24 protein-coding genes and 1 pseudogene are annotated in these 20,803 nt (G+C 70.8%); 19 read left to right on the forward strand and 6 right to left on the reverse strand.

Annotated elements, in window-relative coordinates; translation table 11 throughout:
- Positions 1 to 28: 28 nt before the first annotated feature.
- The 3 genes from hemB to hemL all read left to right on the forward strand — a co-directional run bounded on the left by hemB (position 29) and on the right by hemL (position 3,168).
- Positions 29 to 1,015 carry a porphobilinogen synthase gene (gene hemB / locus HHX31_RS20375; RefSeq protein WP_169949875.1) on the forward strand — a complete coding sequence of 329 codons (987 nt, stop codon included), beginning with the start codon at positions 29 to 31 and terminating at the stop codon, positions 1,013 to 1,015.
- A gap of 119 nt (positions 1,016 to 1,134) precedes the next feature.
- Positions 1,135 to 1,779: a bifunctional DNA primase/polymerase gene (locus HHX31_RS20380; protein ID WP_169949876.1), complete on the forward strand. Its 645-nt coding sequence runs from the start codon at positions 1,135 to 1,137 to the stop codon at positions 1,777 to 1,779.
- Between the two features lie 93 nt (positions 1,780 to 1,872).
- A complete protein-coding gene (gene hemL / locus HHX31_RS20385) occupies positions 1,873 to 3,168 on the forward strand; it encodes a glutamate-1-semialdehyde 2,1-aminomutase (protein WP_169949877.1) in 1,296 nt (431 codons plus the stop codon).
- Positions 3,169 to 3,201: 33 nt separating this feature from the next.
- Here the strand turns inward: hemL and HHX31_RS20390 are convergent, their stop codons facing one another.
- Positions 3,202 to 4,422, reverse strand: coding sequence for an MFS transporter (locus tag HHX31_RS20390; RefSeq protein ID WP_169949878.1), 1,221 nt, complete (start codon positions 4,420 to 4,422; stop codon positions 3,202 to 3,204).
- Between the two features lie 81 nt (positions 4,423 to 4,503).
- On the opposite strand from HHX31_RS20390, the gene HHX31_RS20395 reads away from it, so the two are divergent.
- Positions 4,504 to 5,382: a LysR family transcriptional regulator gene (locus HHX31_RS20395; RefSeq protein WP_169949879.1), complete on the forward strand. Its 879-nt coding sequence runs from the start codon at positions 4,504 to 4,506 to the stop codon at positions 5,380 to 5,382.
- A 25-nt stretch (positions 5,383 to 5,407) separates the two neighbouring features.
- Here the strand turns inward: HHX31_RS20395 and HHX31_RS20400 are convergent, their stop codons facing one another.
- The gene (locus tag HHX31_RS20400; RefSeq protein ID WP_311932132.1) at positions 5,408 to 6,004 is read right to left on the reverse strand and encodes a Uma2 family endonuclease; all 597 of its coding nucleotides are present in this window, start codon (positions 6,002 to 6,004) and stop codon (positions 5,408 to 5,410) included.
- Positions 6,005 to 6,089: 85 nt separating this feature from the next.
- Positions 6,090 to 6,977 (reverse strand): EamA family transporter, encoded by an 888-nt coding sequence (locus tag HHX31_RS20405; protein ID WP_169949881.1) that lies wholly within the window; start codon positions 6,975 to 6,977, stop codon positions 6,090 to 6,092.
- Positions 6,978 to 7,188: 211 nt separating this feature from the next.
- Here HHX31_RS20405 and HHX31_RS20410 point away from each other — a divergent pair, with 211 nt between their 5' ends.
- The 6 genes and pseudogenes from HHX31_RS20410 (at position 7,189) to ccsB (ending at position 12,985) form a co-directional block, all read left to right on the forward strand.
- Positions 7,189 to 8,097 (forward strand): LysR family transcriptional regulator, encoded by a 909-nt coding sequence (locus tag HHX31_RS20410; RefSeq protein WP_169949882.1) that lies wholly within the window; start codon positions 7,189 to 7,191, stop codon positions 8,095 to 8,097.
- Positions 8,098 to 8,109: 12 nt separating this feature from the next.
- A pseudogene (locus HHX31_RS20415) lies at positions 8,110 to 8,712 on the forward strand (histidine phosphatase family protein); the annotation flags it as partial.
- A gap of 262 nt (positions 8,713 to 8,974) precedes the next feature.
- A complete protein-coding gene (locus HHX31_RS20420; protein ID WP_311932133.1) occupies positions 8,975 to 9,562 on the forward strand; it encodes a TlpA disulfide reductase family protein in 588 nt (195 codons plus the stop codon).
- On the forward strand, positions 9,555 to 10,286 hold the full coding sequence (locus HHX31_RS20425; protein WP_169949884.1) for a cytochrome c biogenesis CcdA family protein: 732 nt from the start codon (positions 9,555 to 9,557) through the stop codon (positions 10,284 to 10,286). Before HHX31_RS20420 ends, HHX31_RS20425 begins: the two co-directional genes overlap by 8 nt.
- Positions 10,286 to 12,007 (forward strand): cytochrome c biogenesis protein ResB, encoded by a 1,722-nt coding sequence (locus HHX31_RS20430; RefSeq protein ID WP_169949885.1) that lies wholly within the window; start codon positions 10,286 to 10,288, stop codon positions 12,005 to 12,007. The genes HHX31_RS20425 and HHX31_RS20430 overlap by 1 nt, the downstream gene beginning before the upstream one ends.
- 3 nt (positions 12,008 to 12,010) lie before the next feature.
- Entirely contained in the window at positions 12,011 to 12,985 is a 975-nt protein-coding gene (gene ccsB, locus HHX31_RS20435) for a c-type cytochrome biogenesis protein CcsB (protein ID WP_169949886.1), read from the forward strand.
- Positions 12,986 to 13,095: 110 nt separating this feature from the next.
- Here the strand turns inward: ccsB and HHX31_RS20440 are convergent, their stop codons facing one another.
- Positions 13,096 to 13,398, reverse strand: coding sequence for a PLD nuclease N-terminal domain-containing protein (locus HHX31_RS20440; RefSeq protein WP_169949887.1), 303 nt, complete (start codon positions 13,396 to 13,398; stop codon positions 13,096 to 13,098).
- Between the two features lie 122 nt (positions 13,399 to 13,520).
- Here HHX31_RS20440 and HHX31_RS20445 point away from each other — a divergent pair, with 122 nt between their 5' ends.
- Both HHX31_RS20445 and HHX31_RS20450 read left to right on the forward strand, forming a co-directional pair.
- On the forward strand, positions 13,521 to 14,519 hold the full coding sequence (locus HHX31_RS20445) for a hypothetical protein (protein WP_169949888.1): 999 nt from the start codon (positions 13,521 to 13,523) through the stop codon (positions 14,517 to 14,519).
- Between the two features lie 9 nt (positions 14,520 to 14,528).
- Entirely contained in the window at positions 14,529 to 14,765 is a 237-nt protein-coding gene (locus HHX31_RS20450) for a hypothetical protein (protein WP_169949889.1), read from the forward strand.
- Positions 14,766 to 14,899: 134 nt separating this feature from the next.
- Here HHX31_RS20450 and HHX31_RS20455 read toward each other — a convergent pair whose 3' ends face one another.
- Complete coding sequence (locus HHX31_RS20455) at positions 14,900 to 15,121, reverse strand: BldC family transcriptional regulator (protein WP_079315524.1); 222 nt, start codon at positions 15,119 to 15,121, stop codon at positions 14,900 to 14,902.
- A 259-nt stretch (positions 15,122 to 15,380) separates the two neighbouring features.
- Between HHX31_RS20455 and HHX31_RS20460 the strand changes: the two genes are divergently transcribed.
- Positions 15,381 to 15,590 carry a DUF4229 domain-containing protein gene (locus tag HHX31_RS20460; RefSeq protein ID WP_169949890.1) on the forward strand — a complete coding sequence of 70 codons (210 nt, stop codon included), beginning with the start codon at positions 15,381 to 15,383 and terminating at the stop codon, positions 15,588 to 15,590.
- Here HHX31_RS20460 and HHX31_RS20465 read toward each other — a convergent pair.
- Positions 15,587 to 16,834: a hypothetical protein gene (locus HHX31_RS20465; RefSeq protein WP_169949891.1), complete on the reverse strand. Its 1,248-nt coding sequence runs from the start codon at positions 16,832 to 16,834 to the stop codon at positions 15,587 to 15,589. The two genes, HHX31_RS20460 and HHX31_RS20465, sit on opposite strands and share 4 nt — an antisense overlap.
- Positions 16,835 to 16,935: 101 nt before the next feature.
- Between HHX31_RS20465 and HHX31_RS20470 the strand changes: the two genes are divergently transcribed.
- The 6 genes from HHX31_RS20470 to HHX31_RS20495 all read left to right on the forward strand — a co-directional run bounded on the left by HHX31_RS20470 (position 16,936) and on the right by HHX31_RS20495 (position 20,795).
- On the forward strand, positions 16,936 to 17,658 hold the full coding sequence (locus HHX31_RS20470; protein WP_169949892.1) for a demethylmenaquinone methyltransferase: 723 nt from the start codon (positions 16,936 to 16,938) through the stop codon (positions 17,656 to 17,658).
- 144 nt (positions 17,659 to 17,802) lie between these two features.
- Positions 17,803 to 19,074, forward strand: coding sequence for a geranylgeranyl reductase family protein (locus HHX31_RS20475; RefSeq protein ID WP_169949893.1), 1,272 nt, complete (start codon positions 17,803 to 17,805; stop codon positions 19,072 to 19,074).
- A complete protein-coding gene (locus HHX31_RS20480; RefSeq protein ID WP_169949894.1) occupies positions 19,071 to 19,217 on the forward strand; it encodes a hypothetical protein in 147 nt (48 codons plus the stop codon). Before HHX31_RS20475 ends, HHX31_RS20480 begins: the two co-directional genes overlap by 4 nt.
- A gap of 2 nt (positions 19,218 to 19,219) precedes the next feature.
- Positions 19,220 to 19,579, forward strand: coding sequence for an NADH-quinone oxidoreductase subunit A (locus HHX31_RS20485; RefSeq protein WP_079315519.1), 360 nt, complete (start codon positions 19,220 to 19,222; stop codon positions 19,577 to 19,579).
- Between the two features lie 2 nt (positions 19,580 to 19,581).
- The gene (locus HHX31_RS20490; protein ID WP_079315518.1) at positions 19,582 to 20,133 is read left to right on the forward strand and encodes an NADH-quinone oxidoreductase subunit B family protein; all 552 of its coding nucleotides are present in this window, start codon (positions 19,582 to 19,584) and stop codon (positions 20,131 to 20,133) included.
- Entirely contained in the window at positions 20,130 to 20,795 is a 666-nt protein-coding gene (locus HHX31_RS20495) for an NADH-quinone oxidoreductase subunit C (RefSeq protein WP_169949895.1), read from the forward strand. Before HHX31_RS20490 ends, HHX31_RS20495 begins: the two co-directional genes overlap by 4 nt.
- The last annotated feature ends 8 nt before the right edge of the window (positions 20,796 to 20,803 follow it).

Consider the following 20,803-nt stretch of genomic DNA (forward strand, 5'->3'; position numbering starts at 1 on the left):
CGGTGCCATTCCGAGCGGGGAGACCATTGTGAACGCCCAATACCCGGTGGCGCGGCCCCGGCGGCTGCGCCGCACCGCCGCGATGCGGCGGATGGTCGCGGGGACGCGGCTGCACCCGGCCGAGTTCATCCTGCCGATGTTCGTCAAGGAGGGCATCGCGGAACCGCAGCCGGTGGCCTCCATGCCGGGGGTCGTCCAGCACACCCGCGAGTCGCTGCGCAAGGCGGCCCACGAGGCGGCCGAGGCCGGCGTGGGCGGGATCATGCTGTTCGGGATCCCGGCGTACAAGGACGCGCGCGGCTCCGGCGCCGACGACCCCGACGGCGTCGTCCAGGTGGCGCTGCGCGATCTTTCCTCCGACCTGGGCGACGCGCTGGTGCTGATGACCGACACCTGCCTGGACGAGTACACCGACCACGGTCACTGCGGCCTGCTGACGGCCGACGGCGAGGTGGACAACGACGCGACGCTGGAGCGGTACGCGTCGGCCGCGGTCGCACAGGCCGCGGCGGGCAGCAGGATGATCGGGCCCAGCGGCATGATGGACGGCCAGGTGGGCGCGATCCGCGCGGCGCTCGACGCCAACGGCTTCGCCGAGGTGCCGATCCTGGCGTACGCCGCGAAGTACGCCTCCGGGTTCTACGGGCCGTTCCGCGACGCCGCGGAGTGCGCGCCGCAGTTCGGCGACCGCAGCGCCTACCAGCAGGACCCGGCGGGCCCGATCGGCGAGGCGCTGCGCGAGGTGCGCCTCGACCTGGCCGAGGGCGCGGACGCCGTCATGGTCAAGCCCGCACTGGCGTACCTGGACATCCTGCGGCAGGTGCGCGACACGGTGGACGTGCCGGTCGCGGCCTACCAGGTCAGCGGTGAGTACGCGATGGTCGAGGCGGCGGCGGCCAACGGCTGGATCGACCGCGAGCGGGTGATCATGGAGTCGCTGGTCGCGATCCGCCGCGCCGGGGCCGACATGATCCTCACCTACTGGGCCACCGAGGTCGCCCGCGGACTATCCTGACTCCTCATCAGGGGGGTCCTGCAGCGCCCCTACCGGCCAGAAGGCATTATCAGGTACGTACCGCCCGCATCTTGCGCACCGCAGGAACGGCGGCGGTGACGCTTGTGGGGAGGAGCGCCATGGTGGGGGTCCCGCTGGCCCGACGCGGGAAACGGCGTGCGCATCACGCGCCGCGGAAGCTGACGTCGGTGCTCGAGTACGCGCAACTGGGCTGGGCGAGCTGTGTGGGCGCGCATCCGCTGAGCGAGGGGGGCAGGGCGTGCTCCTGTGACCGGGTCGGCTGTCCCGACCCCGGGATGCACCCGCTGTCGCCCGCCTGGCAGATGCAGGCCACGACGGACACGGCCCTGCTCACGCGGTGGTGGGAGCAGGAGCCGGACGCGAACGTGATCCTGCCCACCGGCAGGGTGTTCGACGTGTTCGACGTACCGGCCTCGGCGGGCCGTCCCGCCCTGGCCGCGATGGACGCCGCAGGCTTCGACACGGGCCCGGTCGCCGAGAACGGCGACCGGGTGCTTTTTTTCGTCGCCACGCGCGGCGCGCCCGAGGACGAGGACGAGTGGTGGTCCTGCCACCTCGACGCGGGCCCCGAGATCATCGACGAGACGCCCGGCCTGCGCTGGCACTGCCGGGAGAGCTATGTGCTCGCGCCGCCGTCCACAACGCCCTCGGGCGGCGTCGTGAGCTGGATCAGGCCCCCCGACGGCCGTCCCCTGGCCGACCCGCTGCGCGTGCTCGACATCCTCGCCGACTTCTGCGAGTAGGCCGCGTCTCCTGATCCCCGCCGTAGCGAGGAGAACGAGCCACTGCCCGTTCCCGGTACGGGCCCCGGACCGCCCGGCCCGTAATCTGGGGGCGTGACTCGCACGCAGACCTCAGAGGACCTGTTCGACCGCGCCCGCCGGATCGTGCCCGGTGGCGTGAACTCGCCGGTGCGCGCCTTCGGCGCCGTGGGCGGCACGCCCCGCTTCATGGCCTCCGGCGACGGCCCGTACATCACCGACGTGGACGGCAACCGCTACGTCGACCTGGTGTGCTCCTGGGGCCCCATGATCCTCGGCCACCGTCACCCCGCCGTGGTGGAGGCGCTGGAGGAGGCCGTCGCGCACGGCTTCTCGTTCGGCGCCGCGACCGAGGGCGAGGTCCTGCTCGCCGAGGAGATCGTCTCCCGGGTGGCCCCCGTCGAGAAGGTCCGCCTGGTCAGCTCCGGCACCGAGGCCACCATGTCCGCCGTACGGCTGGCCCGCGGTTTCACCGGGCGGGCGAAGGTCGTGAAGTTCGCCGGCTGCTACCACGGGCACGTGGACGCGCTGCTGGCCTCGGCCGGGTCCGGTGTCGTCACCTTCGGCCTGCCCGACACCCCGGGCGTCACCGGCGCCTCCGCCGCGGACACGATCGTCCTGCCGTACAACTCGGTGGAGGCGGTCGAGGAGGCGTTCCGCAGCTTCGAGATCGCCTGCGTGATCACTGAGGCGTGCCCGGCCAACATGGGCGTGGTGCCGCCCGCCGACGGCTTCAACCGCCGCCTGCGCGAGCTGTGCACCGAGCATGGCGCGTTGCTGATCATCGACGAGGTGCTGACCGGGTTCCGCGTGTCCGCCTCGGGCTGGTACGGCATCGACCCCGTCGAGGCCGACCTCATGACGTTCGGCAAGGTCATGGGTGGCGGGCTGCCCGCCGCCGCGTTCGGCGGCCGGGCGGAGGTCATGGCCGCGCTCGCCCCCGAGGGGCCCGTTTACCAGGCGGGCACGCTGTCCGGCAACCCGCTCGCCTGCGCGGCGGGCCTGGCCACGCTGCGCGCCTGCGACGACGACGTGTACGACCGGGTCGACGCGTCCGCCCTGGTGATCGGCCGGGCCGCCTCGGACGCGCTGGCCGCGGCCGGGGTCCCGCACCGCCTCCAGCGGGCCGGGAACCTGTTCTCGATCTTCTTCACGGACACGCCGGTCACCGACTTCGACTCGGCCCGGACGCAGAACACCGACGCGTACCGCGCCTTCTTCCACAGCATGCTCGACCAGGGCGTCTACCTGCCGCCGTCGGCGTACGAGGCGTGGTTCCTGTCGGCCGCCCACGACGACGCGGCGCTCACCCAGGTGGCCGAAGCCCTGCCCCTGGCGGCCAAGGCCGCCGCTCAGGCCGCCGGCGTCTGAGTCACCCGGCGTCTGAGTCACCCGGCGTCCGAGTCACCCGGCGTCCGGGACGGCGCTCTCCGACGTGCGGCGGCGGGTGACGAGCACGATCAGCAGCGCAGCCGCCGTCAGCGCCAGGCCGTACCAGACGACGCTCGTCACGCCCAGGTGATCGGCGAACAGCCCGCCGAAGAGCGCCCCGAGCGCGATGGACGTGTTGTAGGCCATGGTGTTGAGCGACATCGCGGCTTCGAAGGTGCGGGGCGCGGCGGCCTGGGTCATGGCGAGCTGGGAGAGCTGGACGACGCCGAAGGAGACTCCCCAGGCGGTCAGGGCGACGATCGAACCGGCGAGCCCGTGACCGATGGTGATCAGCAGCAGCAGCAGGGACACCACGAGCCCGGCGCTGCCGGCGACGAAGCCGCCCCGCGGGTTCCTGGTCACCGTGGATCCGGCGGCGAAGTTGCCCGCCGCGCCTCCGGCGCCGTAGACCATCAGCACCAGCGTGATGAAGAAGGGCGTGGCGGAGGCGTTCTGCTCCAGGTAGGGGCGCACGAACGTGTACGCGCCGAAATGGCCGAGCACGAACAGCACGACGGCGATGAGCACGAGACGCAGTCGGGCGTTCCGCAGCGGAAGCGTGAAGACCTCACGCACGGAAACGGCGTTCGTCGACGGCAGCGACGGGACTACGGAGACCACCGCGACGAACACCAGCGCGCTGAGGCCGGCCCAGATGAGGAACGTGGTCCGCCAGCCGCTGAGGCTCTCCAGAAACGTTCCCAGCGGTATGCCCACGACCGCGGCGACCGAGATGCCGGACATCACGATCGCCGCGGCCCTGCCGGCGTGGCGTTCCGCGACAAGGCGCATCGCCATGCTCACGCCGATGGCCCAGAACACCCCGTTCGCGAATCCCATGACGAGCCGCGTCGTCAGGATCACCGGAAAGTCAGGGGAGACGGAGATGATCACGTTGCCCAGGGTCAGTATCGCCAGGAGCGCGGACAGGAGGACGCGCCGGTTGACGCGCCTGGTCCACGCCACGATGAAGGGCACGCCGAGCCCGGCCGAGACGCCGTACAGGGTGACCATCAGCCCGGCGGCGCCGACGGAGATGCCCAGGCTCGTGCTTATCGGCGTGAGCAGGCCGACGGGCATCAACTCGGTCGTGAGGAAGACGAACAGGCTGGCGGTGATCGCCGAGACGCCGAGCCAGGACCTCAGGGCCGAGCGCGTACGTTCGCCCTGGCCGGCCGTTTTCGTTTCGGTCATGGGTCCAAGGGTGCTGGAGCGGCCATCTATGAGTCCAACACATGATTTTCATTGTTATTGATCGATGAATACGATGAGTGTGTGGAGCTACAGCAGCTGAGGTATGTCGTCGCGGTCGCGGAGACCAGCAACTTCACCCGGGCGGCCGAGCGCTGCCGGGTGGTGCAGTCGGCGCTGAGCCACCAGATCGCCGCCCTGGAACGGGAACTGGGCACACGGCTGTTCGAGCGCACCAGCCGTCGCGTACGCCTGACGGCGGCCGGCGAGGCGTTCCTGCCCGCCGCCCGGGAGTGCCTGGAGGCCGCGGACCGCGCGCGGGCCGAAGTGGCGGTCGCCAGCGGGGAGATCCGCGGACGGCTCGCCGTCGGCGCAGTTCCCACGGTGACGGCCGTCAACCTGCCGGTCGCGCTCAGGGACTACTGCCGGCGCCATCCACGCGTCCGGATCACGCTCACCTCGGCGGGCAGCGAAGAACTGGCCGACCGCGTCCGGCAGGGCGGCGTCGACGTCGCGTTCCTCGGCCTGCCGCCCCGCGCGGAGCCCAGGGGCGTGCACAGCCGTCGTCTAGGCGGAGGCGAGCTGGTCGCCGTGGTCGCGCCCGATCACCCCCTGGCGGGGAGCGAGGCCGACCTGCGGAGCCTGGCGGACGAGCCGTTCGTCGACTTCCGCGCCGGTCACGCGGGGCGAGCGCAGTCGGACGAGGCTTTCGCGGCCGCCGGGGTGCGGCGTGACGTGCCCTTCGAGGTGTCGTCCGCCGAGTTCATGGTCGATCTGGTGCGTCAGGGCCTCGGTGTCGGCATGCTGCCGGCCGCGTACGCGCCGCGCTTCACCGACCTGGGCGTGATCCGTCTTCGCGACGCTCCGACGCGGGTGGAGCACCTGATCTGGGGCAACCGGCCGTCCCCGGCGGCCACCGCCTTCCTCGAGCTGCTACACGCCGACCACGCGGAAAGCGGCTGAGGTTCCTCGGACGCCGGCGTCTGAGTCACTTCACCAGCTGGTCGAGATCCACCTCGATCGGGAAGGGCACCTGCACCGCCAGGTGCCCGTGGTGGATCCCGGTCGGCGTGTACGCGCCCGTGGCGGGGTCGCGTTCGTACACGTAGACGACGGGACGCCCGTCGCTCTCCTCCACTCGCCAGAAGTGCGGGATGCCCGCCTCGGCGTACCGCAGCGGCTTTAGCTTGCGGTCACGCTCCACCGACTCGGGGGAGACGATCTCGATCACGAGACGGACCTCCCGCGCTTCGTAACACGTACGGTTCATGTCCGCCGCTGCCTCTGCGTCGATGACCATCAGATCAGGGCAGGGGCGCGTTCGTTCCCCCAGCTTGACGTCCATCCGCTGAACGGCTGCCAGGTGCGCGGGGGCCTCCGCGTCGAGCCGTTCGGTCAGGCCCCGGATGAGGCTCTGATGGGACCGCCGCTGGGGGGACATGAAGACGAGTGCTCCATCGAGCAGCTCGACGTGTCTGAAGAAGTCGGGCTCGCCGTTCGGGCCTTCACAGGGCAGATGATCGAGGTCCTCGGCGCTCCATCCCCAGGGAGGCGGTGCCGGCCAGTATTCGAGTGCGCTACTCACATCGTGCACTTCCGCCCCATTCACGTCACTCACTGTAGCCGTTCGACCACTGTCCATTGTCTCCCAATCGGCGGGCCGGGCGGGGTCAGCGGGAGGCGGGGACGGGTGGGTGTGCGGGAGCCGTACGGGGGCGTGAGTTGGCGAACAGGAGGCCGGCGAGGATGAGCGCGCCCGCGGCGACCGTGAGGAGGGAGATCGGCTCTCCGGTGAACAGGGCGGCGGACGCGATGCCGAAGACCGGCACGAGCAGGCTGTACGGCGCGACGACCGAGGCGTCGTAGCGGGCCAGCAGCCATCCCCACACGGCGAAGCCGCCGAGGGTGGACAGGAGCGCGGTGTAGAGCACGGCCCCCACGCCCTCGGCCGTGAACGACCCCAGCGAGGACGTCCCTTCGGTCGCCAGGGCGAGCGCCAGAAGGGGCGGCGCCGATACCGCGCTGACCCAGACCATGAACCGCAGGGAGTCGGGCGGCGCGGCTTTGCGGGTGGCGACGTTGCCGAGCCCCCACCCGGCCGCCGCGCCGACGCACAGCAGGAACGCGCCGAAGGGGATCGCCCCCGACCTCGCCGCCACGTCGGCCGCGATCAGGCCGAGGCCGCCGAAGGACACCGCCATCCCGGCGATCCGCCGAGGGCCGAGCCGTTCGCCCAGCAGCGCGGTCGCGAACAGCGCGGTGAAGACCGCCTGCACCTGGATGACCAGGGAGGTCAGTCCGGCGGGCATCCCGGCGCGCATGCCGAGCAGGAGCAGGCCGTACTGTGCGACGCCCAGCGACGCGCCGGTGGCCAGCACCCACCGCCAGGGCACGCGCGGCCCTCCGGCGACCAGTACGGCGGGGAAGGCGGCCAGCAGGAACCGGAGAGCGGCGTACGTCAGCGGTGGGTAGTGCTTCAGGCCCGTCTGCATCACGACGAAGTTGACCCCCCAGACCGCCGCGAGCGCGACGGCGAGGGCCAGGTGGCGGGGGCGCATGGATCAGCGCGAGTCAGCGGGTGATCAGCGGGAGGGGCGGCGCTCGCGGGTCTGCCTGGCCTGCCTTGCCAGGGTCTCCAGGTAGGAGGTCTGCTCGGAGCGGTTGGGCTTCGTGAAGAGTCTGTTCAGAATTCGCATGCCTACATGGTGGCATCACTAAACAGTTGAGCGCAAACAAGTTTTTCTAAGCAGGACGGTTTAGACTGGCTACATGTTAGACCTCAACCGGTTGAAGGCCCTGCACGCCGTCGCGGTCTACGGCTCCGTCGGCGCCGCGGCCGAGGCGCTGATGGTCACCCCCTCGGCGATCTCGCAGCAGCTCGCCAAGCTGGAACGGGAGACGGGCGCCGTCCTGATCGAGCGCAACGGGCGAGGGGTGAAGCTGACCGACGCCGCCGGCCTGCTCGCCGAGCACGCCGAGCGCATCCTCGCGCTCGTCGAGACGGCGGAGGCCGAGTTCGAGGCGCTGCGCGGCGCGGTGGTCGGCAGGCTGACCATGTCCGCTTTCCCCACCGCCGCCCGGGGGATCCTGCCGCGGGCCCTGACCGCGCTCAAGAGGCAGCACCCCGATCTCGACCTGCTCGCCTACGAGAGGGAGCCGGAGCGGCAGATCCGCGAACTGGTGCGCGGCGACCTCGACCTCGCCATCCTGCAGGACTGGCTCAACCGGCCCCTGGCGCTGCCCGAGGGAGTGTCGCGTACGACGCTGCTCGACGACGTGGCCGACGTCGTCGTACCGGTCGACCATCCTCTGGTGGGCGTGGACCAGGTGAGCCTGCGCGACCTCGCGGGCGACAACTGGATCAGCTCGGCCCCCGGCACGGTGTGTCACGACTTCCTGGTGTTCCTGCTGCGCTCCGAGGAGCGGGAACCGCGTATCGTCTGCATGGCCGACGAGTACCCCACCCAGCTCGCGCTGGTCGCCGAGGGTCACGGGTGCGCGCTCATCCCCCGGCTGGGCCGGGGCCCGCTGCCGGACGGCGTCGCCGTCCTGGCCGTCCAGCCACCGCCGGTGCGGCGGATCTACGCGGCCTGGCGGACCGACGCCGCGCGCCGTCCGGCGATCCGCGCCGCCGTCGAGGCGCTGCGCTCCGCGTGCTCAGAGCTGCCCGGCGGGTAGGCTGTCCAGGTCATGACAGAGATGACCATCGTTCACCTGCTCCGGCACGGTGAGGTTCACAATCCTCGTGGGGTCCTGTACGGCAGGCTGCCGGACTACCACCTGTCCGAGACCGGCCTGCGGATGGCCGAGGTGGTCGCCAAGGCCGTCGAGAGCAGGGACATCGTCGCGGTGTGGAGCTCGCCCATGGAGCGCGCCCAGGAGACCGCGGCGCCGCCCGCCAAGGCGCTCGGCCTCGAGGTGACCACCGACGACCGGCTGATCGAGGCGGGTAACGTCTTCGAGGGCCTGCGGATGGCGGGAAGCGACAACGTCTTCCGCGACCCGCGTTCCTACCGGTACTTCACGAACCCGTTCCGTCCGTCCTGGGGCGAGCCGTACCTCGACATCGTGGCGCGGATGAAGGCCGTGATCGACGACGCGCGGGCGGCGGCGCGCGGCCACGAGGCGCTGCTGGTAAGCCACCAGCTGCCCATCTGGATCATCCGGCTGGCGGCCGAGGGCAGGCGGCTGTGGCACGACCCGCGCCGCCGTCAGTGCGCACTCGCCAGCCTCACCAGCCTGACCTTCGAGGGCGGCCGGCTCATCAGCGTCGGCTACAGCGAGCCCGCCGGGGCGCTGCTCAGGGCGTCGGGCGCGCAGCCGCAGGGCGAGGCCGCGTTGTTCGACAAGGCCGACGAGGTCCTCCCCGAGGCCCTGAGAGCGGGCCAGGAGGACGAGGAGACGCCCGGCCCCCGATCCGTCCCCGGCGCGTGACCCCGCGAACGGGGCACCCGCGCCGGTCGGTAGGCTTACAGCTCTACCGGTTGTAGTACAAGGAGACTCTCCTCCCGTGTCCGCCAAGCGCCCGTCCGCCACGCGTGCGACCGTCAAGCCCGTGACCGTCAGACGTGTGACCGTCAAGCGCCTGACCGCGCTCGCCGTCGCGGCCGCGGCCGCGACGGTCCTCGCCGGCTGCGCGGGGGGTCAGGAGGCACAGCCCCGCTCCGGGGACACGCGTTTCGTCGCGGGCGACGGCCGCGTCGAGTTCTTCCCCGCGGACCAGCGGCACAAGGCTCCCGTGATCGAGGGCCAGACCCTCGACGGCGGCACGGCCATGCTGGCCGCGGGCAAGGTCCACGTGCTGAACTTCTGGGCCTCCTGGTGCGCGCCCTGCCGCGCGGAGGCGCCCGTGCTCAAGGACATCGCGGCGACCACGAAGCCCAAGGGCGTCCAGTTCCTCGGGGTCAACTTCAAGGACCTCAAGGCCTCCGCCCAGGCGTACGACCGCTCGATCGAGCCCGGCTACCCGAGCATCTACGACCAGAGCGGCAAGGTGCTGCTGCAGTTCCAGGGCACGGTGCCGCCCGCCGCCATCCCCTCCACGCTGATCATCGACGCCCAGGGCCGCATCGCCGCGCGTGCGCTCGGCGCGGTCAAGTACGACGACCTGCTCTCGGCCGTCACCAAGGTGACCGATGAATGACCTCGGCAGCACCGTCGCGAGCGGGTCGCTGCTGCTGGCCGCGCCGATCGCCGCCGCCGCCGGGCTCGTGTCGTTCGTCTCGCCGTGCGTGCTGCCGCTGGTCCCCGGCTACCTGTCGTACGTCACGGGCATGAGCGGCGACCAGAAGCGGGGCCGGATGGTGCTCGGCAGCGCGCTCTTCGTGCTCGGCTTCGCGGCCGTGTTCGTCCTTGGGGGCGCGCTGTTCGGCGGGCTCGGCGCGGCGCTGCACGGCAACGCCGACGTGATCACCAGGGTCCTCGGGGGAGTGACGATCGTCCTCGGGCTGGCCTTCCTGGGGGTGATCCCCGGTCTCCAGCGTGACGTGCGCATCCACAAGCTTCCCGCCGCGGGGATCGCGACGGCCCCGCTGCTCGGGGTCGTCTTCGGTCTCGGCTGGACGCCGTGCATCGGCCCGACGCTCGCGGTGGTGATGACGCTCTCGGTGAACCAGGGCAGCGCGTCGCGCGGCGCCGCCCTCGCCTTCGCGTACGCGCTGGGCCTCGGCCTGCCGTTCGTGCTGGCGGGGCTGGCCTACCGCAGGGCGCTGCGCACGTTCAAGGCGGTGCGCCGCCACACCCCCCTGATCACCAGGATCGGCGGCGGCATGCTCGTGGCCGTCGGTCTGCTGCTCGTGACCGGACAGTGGGCGGAGATCATCGTGCACCTGCAGGTATGGGTCGGCGGCTTCAGGCCGGTGCTTTGATGAGCGCCCCCGACGACCTCGTGTCCGCCGTACGGGACGAGCCCGCGCCGACAGAGGCACTGGAGCAGGAGCGGAAGAAGCCGGTCGGCCTGGGGCCGGTCGGCTGGCTGCGCTGGGCCTGGCGCACGCTCACCTCGATGCGCACGGCGCTGATCCTGCTGTTCCTGTTCGCGCTCGGCTCGGTCCCCGGCTCCATCTACCCGCAGCGCGGGGTCGACCCGGCCAGGGTCGCGCTCTACTTCAAGAACAACCCGACCCAGGCCCGGTGGCTCGACCGGTTCTGGATGTTCGACGTCTTCGGTTCGCCGTGGTTCGCCGCGATCTACCTGCTGCTCTTCGTCTCGCTGGCCGGGTGCGTGCTCCCGCGCGCGCTGGCGCACGTCAAGGAGATCCGGCGCCGCCCGCCCGCCGCGCCGCGCAACCTCCTGCGCCTGCCGCACAGCGAGGCGCTCGACGGCGGCCTCACCCTGGAGCAGGCCGCCGCCACGCTCAGACGCAAGCGGTTCCGCGTGGTCACCGGCGACGGCTGGGTGGCGGCGGAGAAGGGCTACCTCCGCGAGACCGGCAACCTCCTGTTCCACGTCGCGCTGCTCGCGCTGCTGTTCGCCGTCGGCGCCGGAAGCCTGTACGGCTACCGCGGCAACGTGCTGGTGGTGGAGGGCGACGGCTTCTCCAACGCGGTGGCGGCCTACGACCGCTTCATGCCGGGCAGCAGGGTGACCGCCGAGTCGCTGGAGCCGTTCTCCTTCACGCTGAAGGACTTCCAGGCGAGCTATGTGGCCGCGGGTGAGAAGCAGGGCCAGCCGCTCGACTATCTCGCCAGGCTGACCGTCCAGGACTCGCCGACGGCCGCACCGCGTGAGATCGACCTCAAGGTCAACGACCCGCTGAACGTGGACGGCACGCTGACCTACCTGATCGGGCACGGGTACGCGCCCACGTTCCGGGTGACCGACGGCAAGGGCCAGGTGGCCTACGACGGCCCGGTGCCGTGCCTGGCCGAGGACCAGGCCACGTACGCGTCCGAGTGCGTGATCAAGGTGCCGGACGCGCAGCCGTCCCAGCTCGGGTTCCTGGCGCGCTTCCTGCCCACCACCGTGCCGGACGGCGAGGCCTGGGTGTCGGTCTTCCCCGGCGCCGTGAACCCGACCGTCCAGATCTTCCCGTTCAGCGGCGATCTCGGCCTGAAGTCGGGGCAGCCGCAGTCGGTCTACCAGCTCGACACCACGAACCTGAAGCCGCTCGGCAAGATGTCCGCCCAGCCGACCCCGCTGAACGTGGGGGAGACGAAGGAGCTCGCCGACGGCGCGGGGAAGATCCAGTTCACCGGCGTCAAGGAGTGGATCAGCCTCCAGATCACCTACGACCCCGGCAGGGAGCCCGCCCTGCTCGCCGCGGCCGCCGCGGTGATCGGGCTCGTGCTGTCCCTCACGGTCCGGCGTCGCCGCGTCTGGGTGCGGGTGAAGGACGGGAGGGCCACGGTGGGAGGATTGACCAGGACAGAAGGCGGCGGCGCTGCCTTCGCCGAGGAGTTCGCCCAGATCGTCACGGCCCTGCGCGGCGGCCCCGGCGCGTCCCCCGCCGAGCGGCCGTCGGAGACCGGGCCGGACGCGCCGGACACGCCGGATACGACCGAGCCTGCCACCACCGAGCCCGGCGCGTCCAAGCAGGACGCGCCCACCGGAAACGCTGCGCCGGGCGGCCGCCCGGACGAGGAGTGAGTGATGCCCGCCCCGGTAACCCACGCGGTCAACGAGAGTCTCGCCGCGCTGAGCGACCAGCTGATCCTGGTCACCGTCCTGCTGTATCTCGCCTCGATGATCTGCTTCGCGCTGGATCTCGCCTTCGGCAGGGCCCGTACGGCCGTGGCCGTCCGGCGGCGGGAACTCGTCGGCGCGGGCGGCCCGGCGCTGCCGGACGACACGACGGCCGACGCCACGGCGGAGGGCCCGGTCCCGCAGCCGGCGGCCTGGGCGGCCCGTGCCGGGGCCATCGCCGTGGCCGTCGCCTGGCTCGGCTGGGCGGCCAACCTCGCCGGCATCCTCACCAGGGGCATCGCGGTCGGCCGTTGGCCGTGGGCGAACATGTACGAGTTCGTGGTGGCCATCTGCTTCGCCGCCGTCACCGCGTTCCTCGTGCTGCTGGTCCGTCAGCCGATCCGCTTCCTCGGCGCGTTCGTGACCGTGACGGCGGCGCTCGGCCTGGGCTTCGCCGTGCTGTTCCTCCACGTGCAGGCCGGGCCGGTGATGCCCGCGCTGCACTCGTACTGGATCGCGATCCACGTCACGGCGGCGATCGTGGCCGGCGGGCTGTTCATCCTGGCGGGCGTGTGCGCGATCCTCTACCTGATCCGCAGGGACGGGCGCCCGTCTGTGCTGCCGGTCAGGGAGAGCCTGGAGCGCGTCGCGCACCGCGCGATCGTCGTCGCCTTCCCGATCTGGACCTTCGCCGTCATCGCGGGGGCGCTGTGGGCCGACCGGGCCTGGGGCCGCTACTGGGGCTGGGACCCCAAGGAGGTCTGGTCGTTCATCACGTGGGTCGTCTACGCCGCCTATCTCCACGCGCGGGCGACGGCGGGGTGGCGAGGCAAGGCCGCGATGATCATCTCGCTGGTCGCCTGCGCCTGCCTGCTGTTCAACCTGGTCGGCGTCAACATCTTCTTCTCGGGACTGCACTCCTACGCCGACGTGCCGAAGTAGCCGACGCGCCGAAGTAGACGTGCGCAGGTAGAGGTCGCTCGCGCCGGGGTCCGCACACGGGGACGTCGGCGGGAGGCGCCCGGCGTGCCGGGCGGGGCCTCGCGGAGGGGTCAGTCCTCGTCGCGCAGGCGCCGCTCGAGGGTGCGCAGGAACTCGGGGTCGTCGTCGGGTCCGCGGGGTGCTTCACCGCTCCGCGCCCACCCGCCGGCGCCCGCCGGGTGCACGGCGGGCTCGCGGCGGGGGCGCCCCACGAGGAGCCAGGTCAGCGCGCCGATGTCCGCCAGGAAGACCACGATGAGGACCCACAGGAACTTCGGGAGATTACGCACGTCCTGCGCGGGGGTCGTGATCACGTCGAAGAGGCAGTAGAGCCAGAGGGCAAGCAGCGCCAGGCCGATAATCACGCTAGGCATGCCCACACGCTAAGCCATACGGGCGACTGATCGGGTCGGGCATTGGGGTGACGGGGGCAGTCCGGCATCGTACGGTGGACCGGTACGCGGCACGAGGACGCGGAGCCTGACTGAGGGGTGCGATGGCGGAGCCGGGCGACAGGGGCCGCCACCGGCGAGGGTCGCGGTGGTGGCAGCGAGGAGCCTATCTGTCCTCCCATCGGCGGACGGAAGCCTCTGAACGGACTCGCGACCGTGCTCCCGACAGGCCCTCGGACAGGCCCTCCGACCGTACGGCGGACCGCGACAGGGACCGGCCAGGGGAGCGGGACGCCCGGCGCGACAGCCAGTGGGACAGCGGGTGGGACGCGCTGCGGGGCGGCGACTGGGCGGCGGGGTGGCCGCAGGAGCGGCCGGCGGACCGGGTCCACGCGGTCACCGCGCCCGTGGTGGACGACCGGCCGCAGTACACCTGGCGCGACTTCGAACTCGACGACCTCACGACGCGGGCCGCGCCCCACCCGCCCGACGCACCCGACCTGCGGGACGGCAGGCGGCACTGCGGGCCCCTGGAACGCATCCTGTACCGCGAGTGGGACGCCGCGGAGGGGCCGCCGTCCGCCGACGCCGTACGGGCCGTGGACAGCCTGGCGCGGCTGCCCGAGCAGCTCAAGACCAAGCTCGCCATCGGGCTCGAAGGCATCTACGTCGGGCGCGGCGGGGTGCCCGACCTGGACGACATGGGCTACCTGCGTGGCGCGCCGCTGCCGTCGGGACGGGCCACCTGGGACATCTGCGCCGGCGCGTACGGCGACCGCAAGATCGTGGTGGGGGACCGCCCCTCGCCCACGCCCGACGTGATGATGCACGAAGTCGGGCATGCGCTGGACGACGTGGACGCCGGTCCGGGAGAGTGGGTGTCGGACTCCCCGGAGTTCGCGGCGCTCTACGAGGAGTGCCTGCCGCTGTTCGCGTCGTCGTTCCACCGGCAGCCCGGCGGCCTGGGGCGCAAGGAGTTCTTCGCCGACGCGTTCGCGGCGATCGCGTCCCGGCAGCGTCCGGCCCTGGTCGACATGCTGGGCGGCGACACGCGGGTGGCCCTGAACGTCATGCTCTTCTTCAACCGGCGTTACGGAATCTAGGTGATTCGGATGTACGTGATCCGGCTCGGCGACGGGACGCTGCGCGTGCCCAGGTCACTGACCACCGATGACGGGCGCCTCATCGGCAACGCGTACGTGGAGGTCGTGCCGGGCGAGCCCGATTACGAACGCTGGCTCGCCGAGTCGATCACCGAGGAGGAGGACGCCGAGCGGCGGCGCCGCTGGCGTGAGGGTGACGAAGCGCTGGAGCAGGCGTTCCTTGCCTTCAAGGCGGAGCAGGACTGAAGCACCCGGGTGGGGAGACTGACGGTCCCGGCAAGGGAGCAGGACAGGCCGGGACGCAGAATCGACATGCGACTGACTCCGGTGACCCTGCGCCATCCGGGTAGTGCGCAGGATCACTCGGTGCTGATACTTCGTCAGACTCGCGGGGAGTCGCCGTTCGGCCTTTCGGCCGTGAGGACGTCCTCACCACGAAGGAGGGCGTGCACTTCCGATTCACGGAAACGCCGGTGCCCCCCGGGGGTACGGATGCTGCTGATGCGCCCGGCCGCGGCCCAACGGGTCACGGTCTTCGGGTCGACCCTGAAGAGAGCGGCAACCTCTCCAGGAGTCAGCAGTCGCTCGCTGCTACTCTCCACAATCTCTCCCCCTCGCGTCCCGCGTCCTGCAGCGGGCGGACAGGTAACCAGTGTGCCGAGCGAAGCCTGATTTATCCGTGGTTTTCGGAGAAGATCACGGGTTGTTACCGGCTCAGTGCCCGATTGTTATATGATAGAGCCTCTTTGGGGCGCTCATGGGTGTTTCTTTACAAAAGCGCCTTGTTGTGAACACTAGCAGTGCCCGCAGCAGATGCGAAGAGAGACCGGCGCGCCGGGAGGGTGACGTAACCTCGACGCTGTGCATCCGGTTGTCGTTTACACCCTTTCGCGCCTCGGGCTGTTCGCCGTCGCTCTCGGCGTCCTGTATCTCGTCGGCCTGCGGTCGTTCCCGCTCCTCCTCGTCGCCGTCCTGGTCAGTGGTCTGGCCAGCTACGTCCTGCTGTCCAAACAGCGTGACGCGGTGAGCGAGCGCATCGCCGGGAAACGGCGGGAGCAGGGGATGAACTAGGTCGCCGGGAACATGCCGACGCGGGCATGGTACTCATGCCCGAGCTCCGTCGTGTCGCTTCCCACCAAAAGACCTGTCTTAACGGTAAGGAAGGCCTTTACCCCGATTCCCCTTTCCCGCGTCGGGTTCCAGCGCAGAGCCTTGCCCTTGATCGGGTCGATCGCCCCGATGCCGGGCCGGTGGACCGCCCCCCGGCCCGCCGTGTCGGCGCCCAGGGGATTGTCCAGCCAGCGCTGGTGCCCGCCCACGTACACGGCGGACCCCGTGACCGCGACCGCGTAGAGGGAGTCCCCTCCGGTCAGGTTCACCCAGGTCGGACGGATCTTCTCGCCCTTCGTGTACGTCTCGAACCTGGCGGCCGAGTCGCACAGCTTCGAGGTGCCGCGCGCCGCCCCGCCGGTCGTGACGACCACGAAGTAGCGCCCGTCCGGCGACAGGTCGAGCCCGCGCACGTACGAAGGGAAGTCCGGCTTGCACGCCGGGGCGTACGCCTCGGTGTGCCAGTCGGCCACCCGTCCTGTCGTGAGATCGATCACGCCGAGTTGCGGGCGGCGCAGTCCGTCGAGCGTGGTGAACGAGCCGTCCACCACTAAGCGGTCGCTGACGGCGGCCATCGCGTATATCCGGGGATCTCCGTGACGCCCGTTGCCCGGCGTGACCGTGAACCGGGGATCGACCTCGCCGGTCTCCGCGTCCACCCGGGCCAGCGCGGTGCGCGGGCTCCGGCCGATCCTGCTGAAGTCGCCTCCCACGTAGAGCGCGCCGCCCAGCCGTACCAGGCTGGTGACGTTCCCGCCGTAGACGGGGGCGGAGAAGTCCTCGGCGACGGCGCCGTCGGACACGCGGAGGCGGACCAGGGCCCGGGCCGGCATGGTGAACGCGCCGCCCACGAAGACCGTGCCGTCAGGGCCGGCGGCCAGCGCGGCCACCGGCGCGTCGAGGTCCGGCGCGAAGTCGGGCAGGACGCGCCCTGTGTAGAGGTCGAAGGCGAAGACGTTCGTCCGGGGCAGGTCCTCACCGCCGCGTGCCTCGCGGACGGCGCTGAACTCGCCACCCACCACGACGGTGCGGCCGACCAGCGCGAACGCGTTCACGATGCCGTCGAGCACGTGCGGCGTGGTGTTCACCGGGTTCGCCGAGACCACGCGGGGCTGCCGGATGCCGGCGGATGCCGGGACGGCGGGGACGAACGCGGCGCAGGTGACGAGCGATGCGACCGGAAGTAGTGCGGTGGTGACGCGCATTCCCCAATTTCTAGCAGACTCAGCGTAATCGGCGAACTACGTTCCGCTCATCCGGTGGCGGCGGTGAGGGGGCGCGCTCTTCGCGGCCTAGGCTTGCCTGCATGACGCGCGCATCGCTGGACAAGCAGCCGCACGAGGTCGCCGCGATGTTCGATCGCACGGCCCGGCGCTACGACCTGGTCAACGACGTCCTGTCGCTCGGCCAGGATCGCCTGTGGCGCAAGGCCACCGCGGCGGCCATCGACGCCGGGCCCGGCGAGCTGGTTCTCGACCTCGCCGCGGGCACCGGCACCTCGACCGACGCGTTCACCGCGCTCGGGGCGCGGGCCATCGCGTGCGACTTCTCGCTCGGCATGCTCAGCACCGGCGTCGCCCGGCGTGGCGGTTCCGGCCTGTACGGCGGGGGCGTGCGCGGGGTGACGTTCGTCGCGGGCGACGCGCTGCGCCTGCCGTTCCGCGACGAGACGTTCGACGCCGTGACGATCTCCTTCGGCCTGCGCAACGTGGCGGACACGGGACAGGCGCTGGAGGAGATGCTGCGGGTGACCCGGCCGGGTGGCCGGCTGGTGATCTGCGAGTTCTCGCGGCCGAAGCCGCAGTCGTTCGACCTCGTCTACACGCAGTATCTGATGAAGCTGCTGCCGCAGGTGGCCCGGATGGTCAGCTCCAATCCCGACTCGTACGAATACCTCGCCGAGTCGATCAGGGCCTGGCCCGACCAGGAGGGGCTGGCCCGGATCATCCAGGAGGCGGGCTGGCGGAAGGTGGCCTGGCGCAACCTCACGCTCGGGATCGTGGCGCTGCACCGGGCGGTCAAGGCGTGATGCGACGTGCTTGGCCGCACCCCTCTGACGTCGCGCCCGTGGGAGGGGTTAGACTTCGGCGCGACAGTTTGTGAAGTTGTTCACAAAGGCACGAAGGTCTAGACCATTCCGAGGCCTTCCTTCGCTGGAACGGACAGGTCCCCCGTGAGTGAGCGAACCCGCGCGACGCGGAGAGAGGTCGACGCCGACGTCATCGTGGTCGGCGCGGGCCCTGCGGGCGCCACGACGGCCTTCCATCTCGCCCGTGCCGGTCTCGACGTGCTGCTCCTGGAGAAGACGCGCTTCCCCAGGGAGAAGGTCTGCGGCGACGGACTGACCCCGCGGGCGGTGAAGGAACTCGTCGCCATGGGCGTCGACATCGACGCGCCCGGCTGGATGAGGAACAAGGGGCTGCGCGTCTACGGCGGTGGTGTGCGCCTCGAACTCGACTGGCCGGAACTGTCGAGCTACCCCGACTTCGGCCTCGTGCGCACCCGCGCGGACTTCGACCAGATCCTCGCCAGGCACGCCGAGGGCGCGGGCGTCCGGCTGCGCGAGGGCGTGAACGTTACAGGCCCGCTGCTCGACGAGCGCAGCGGCCACGTCGTGGGCGTGACGGCCAAGGCGGACGGCGAGGAGGTGTCCTACCGCTCCCGGCTCGTGGTGGCGGCCGACGGCAACTCGACCCGGCTGTCGCTCGCGCTGGGCCTGCACAAGCGGGAGGACCGCCCGATGGGCGTGGCGGTGCGCACCTACTACCGGAGCCCCCGCCACGACGACGACTACCTGGAGACGTGGCTCGAACTGTGGGACGGCGACCGGTTGCTCCCCGGCTACGGGTGGATCTTTCCGGTCGGCGACGGCACGTCCAACGTCGGCCTCGGCCTGCTGAACACCAGCGACGCGTTCAAGAGCATCGACTACCGCGACCTGCTGCGGCGCTGGATGAAGAACACGCCGTCGGAGTGGGGCTACACCGAGGAGAACATGACGGGCCCGATCAGGGGCGCCGCGCTGCCGATGGGCTTCAACCGGCAGCCGCACTACACCCGCGGGCTGGTTCTCGTGGGCGACGCGGGCGGGTCGATCAACCCCTTCAACGGCGAGGGCATCGCCTACGCCATGGAGACCGGCCGCACGGCGGCCGAAGTGATCGTCCAGGCGCTGTCCCGACCCACGCCCGCGCAGCGTGAGCGCGTATTACTCGCGTATCCGCGTATCCTCAAAGACGCCCATGGCGGATACTTCACCCTCGGCCGCCTGTTCGTGGAGGCGATCGGGAGACCGGGAGTGATGAGCTTCGCCACCCGGCACGGGATGCCCCATCCCACCCTGATGAGGTTCGCCTTCAAGTTGCTCGCTAATCTCACAGACCGGCGGGGCGACGTCTCCGACCGCATCATCAACGCCCTGTCCAAGGTGGCTCCGCCATCATGACCGCCGAAGCCCGCATGACTGAAGCCCTCATGACCGAGAAGACGCGCAGCCCGGCGCAGGCCCCGCGAGTGGCCGCCCGGCAGACCGCGCTCTCCGGCATTGTCGTGATCGCCCAACTTCATCGAGTAAGCGAGGACATGTAGCCATGGAGCTGTATGTGCCGATCGTGGTGCTCGCGGTCCTCGCGGCGGGATTCGCCGTGTTCTCCGTGAGCATCGCGCCATTCACCGGGCCGAAGCGCTGGAACCGCGCGAAGCTGGACGCCTACGAGTGCGGCATCGAGCCCACTCCGCAGCCGGTCGGCGGCGGCCGATTCCCGCTGAAATACATGATCACCGCGATGTTGTTCATCGTGTTCGACATCGAGATCATCTTTCTCTATCCGTGGGCGGTGGCCTTCGACAAACTCGGCGTGTTCGGGCTCGTCGAGATGGTGCTGTTCATCGTCACCGTTCTCGTGGCGTACGCCTACGTGTGGCGGCGTCGCGGTCTCGATTGGGATTAGCCATGGGTCTTGAAGAGAAACTCCCGAGCGGGTTCGTCCTCACCACCGTCGAGCAGGTGGCGGGCTGGGCCCGGAAGAACTCCGTCTGGCCGGCGACCTTCGGTCTCGCCTGCTGCGCCATCGAACTGATGGCCACCGGCGGCCCGAAGCACGACCTGGCCCGCTTCGGCATGGAGCGCGCCTCCGCCTCCCCGCGGCAGGCCGACCTCATGATCGTGGCCGGCCGGCTGTCGCAGAAGATGGCGCCCGTGCTTCGCCAGATCTACGACCAGATGGCCGAGCCCAAGTGGGTCATCGCGATGGGCGTCTGCGCGTCCAGCGGCGGCATGTTCAACAACTACGCCATCGTCCAGGGTGTGGATCACGTGGTGCCTGTCGACATCTACCTGCCCGGCTGCCCGCCGCGTCCGGAGATGCTGATCGACGCCATCGTGAAGCTGCACGACAAGATCCAGAACATGAAGTTCGGCGCGCACCGTGAGAAGCAGATCGAGGAGCTTGAGCTCCAGGCGCTGCGTACGCTGCCGCTGATCGACCAGGGAGCCGGGAAGTGAGCACCGAGAACCTGCCCGGGCTGCCCGAGGAGCCCATCGCCCGCAAGGGCATGTTCGGCGTCAAGGACACCGGAGACACCTCCGGCTACAACCGCCTGGTCGTCCGCCGCCCGCCCAAGCTGGTCAGCGGCCGGCCGTACGGGTCGTACTTCGACGAGGTGGCCGACGCGCTGGAGCCGGCGTTCGCGGACGCGATCGAGCGCGTCGTCGTGGACCGCGGCGAGGTCACCTTCCACGTGCGGCGCGAGCGGCTGCCCGAGGTGATGAAGCACCTGCGTGACGATCCCGCGCTGCGGTTCGAGCTGTCGCTCGGTGTCTCGGGGGTCCACTACCCCGAGGAGACCGGCGCCGAACTGCGCGCCGTCTACCACCTGTGCTCCATCACGCACAACCGGCGCGTCCGGGTGGAGGTCTCCTGCCCCGACGCCGACCCGCACATCCCCTCCACGGTTCAGGTCTACCCCACGCACGACTGGCATGAGCGCGAGACGTACGACTTCTTCGGGATCGTCTTCGACGGCCACCCGGCGCTGACCCGGATCGAGATGCCGGACGACTGGGAGGGGCACCCGCAGCGCAAGGACTACCCGCTCGGCGGCATCCCCGTGGAGTACCGCGGCGCCGAGGTGCCCGCGCCGGACCGGAGGAGGTCGTACTCGTGAGCGTCGAC

Origin of the sequence: Microbispora sp. H11081, assembly GCF_012999535.1 — a bacterium.
GTDB lineage: Bacteria > Actinomycetota > Actinomycetes > Streptosporangiales > Streptosporangiaceae > Microbispora.

What these genes read in the sequence shown, in the direction of transcription:
- HHX31_RS20380 (WP_169949876.1), top strand. Translation starts at nt 1,135, where the DNA reads ATGGTGGGGGTCCCGCTGGCCCGACGCGGGAAACGGCGTGCGCATCAC.
- HHX31_RS20390 (WP_169949878.1), bottom strand. Translation starts at nt 4,422, where the DNA reads ATGACCGAAACGAAAACGGCCGGCCAGGGCGAACGTACGCGCTCGGCC.
- HHX31_RS20405 (WP_169949881.1), bottom strand. Translation starts at nt 6,977, where the DNA reads ATGCGCCCCCGCCACCTGGCCCTCGCCGTCGCGCTCGCGGCGGTCTGG.
- HHX31_RS20410 (WP_169949882.1), top strand. Translation starts at nt 7,189, where the DNA reads ATGTTAGACCTCAACCGGTTGAAGGCCCTGCACGCCGTCGCGGTCTAC.
- HHX31_RS20425 (WP_169949884.1), top strand. Translation starts at nt 9,555, where the DNA reads ATGAATGACCTCGGCAGCACCGTCGCGAGCGGGTCGCTGCTGCTGGCC.
- HHX31_RS20430 (WP_169949885.1), top strand. Translation starts at nt 10,286, where the DNA reads ATGAGCGCCCCCGACGACCTCGTGTCCGCCGTACGGGACGAGCCCGCG.
- ccsB (WP_169949886.1), top strand. Translation starts at nt 12,011, where the DNA reads ATGCCCGCCCCGGTAACCCACGCGGTCAACGAGAGTCTCGCCGCGCTG.
- HHX31_RS20440 (WP_169949887.1), bottom strand. Translation starts at nt 13,398, where the DNA reads ATGCCTAGCGTGATTATCGGCCTGGCGCTGCTTGCCCTCTGGCTCTAC.
- HHX31_RS20445 (WP_169949888.1), top strand. Translation starts at nt 13,521, where the DNA reads ATGGCGGAGCCGGGCGACAGGGGCCGCCACCGGCGAGGGTCGCGGTGG.
- HHX31_RS20450 (WP_169949889.1), top strand. Translation starts at nt 14,529, where the DNA reads ATGTACGTGATCCGGCTCGGCGACGGGACGCTGCGCGTGCCCAGGTCA.
- HHX31_RS20465 (WP_169949891.1), bottom strand. Translation starts at nt 16,834, where the DNA reads ATGCGCGTCACCACCGCACTACTTCCGGTCGCATCGCTCGTCACCTGC.
- HHX31_RS20470 (WP_169949892.1), top strand. Translation starts at nt 16,936, where the DNA reads ATGACGCGCGCATCGCTGGACAAGCAGCCGCACGAGGTCGCCGCGATG.
- HHX31_RS20480 (WP_169949894.1), top strand. Translation starts at nt 19,071, where the DNA reads ATGACCGCCGAAGCCCGCATGACTGAAGCCCTCATGACCGAGAAGACG.
- HHX31_RS20485 (WP_079315519.1), top strand. Translation starts at nt 19,220, where the DNA reads ATGGAGCTGTATGTGCCGATCGTGGTGCTCGCGGTCCTCGCGGCGGGA.
- HHX31_RS20490 (WP_079315518.1), top strand. Translation starts at nt 19,582, where the DNA reads ATGGGTCTTGAAGAGAAACTCCCGAGCGGGTTCGTCCTCACCACCGTC.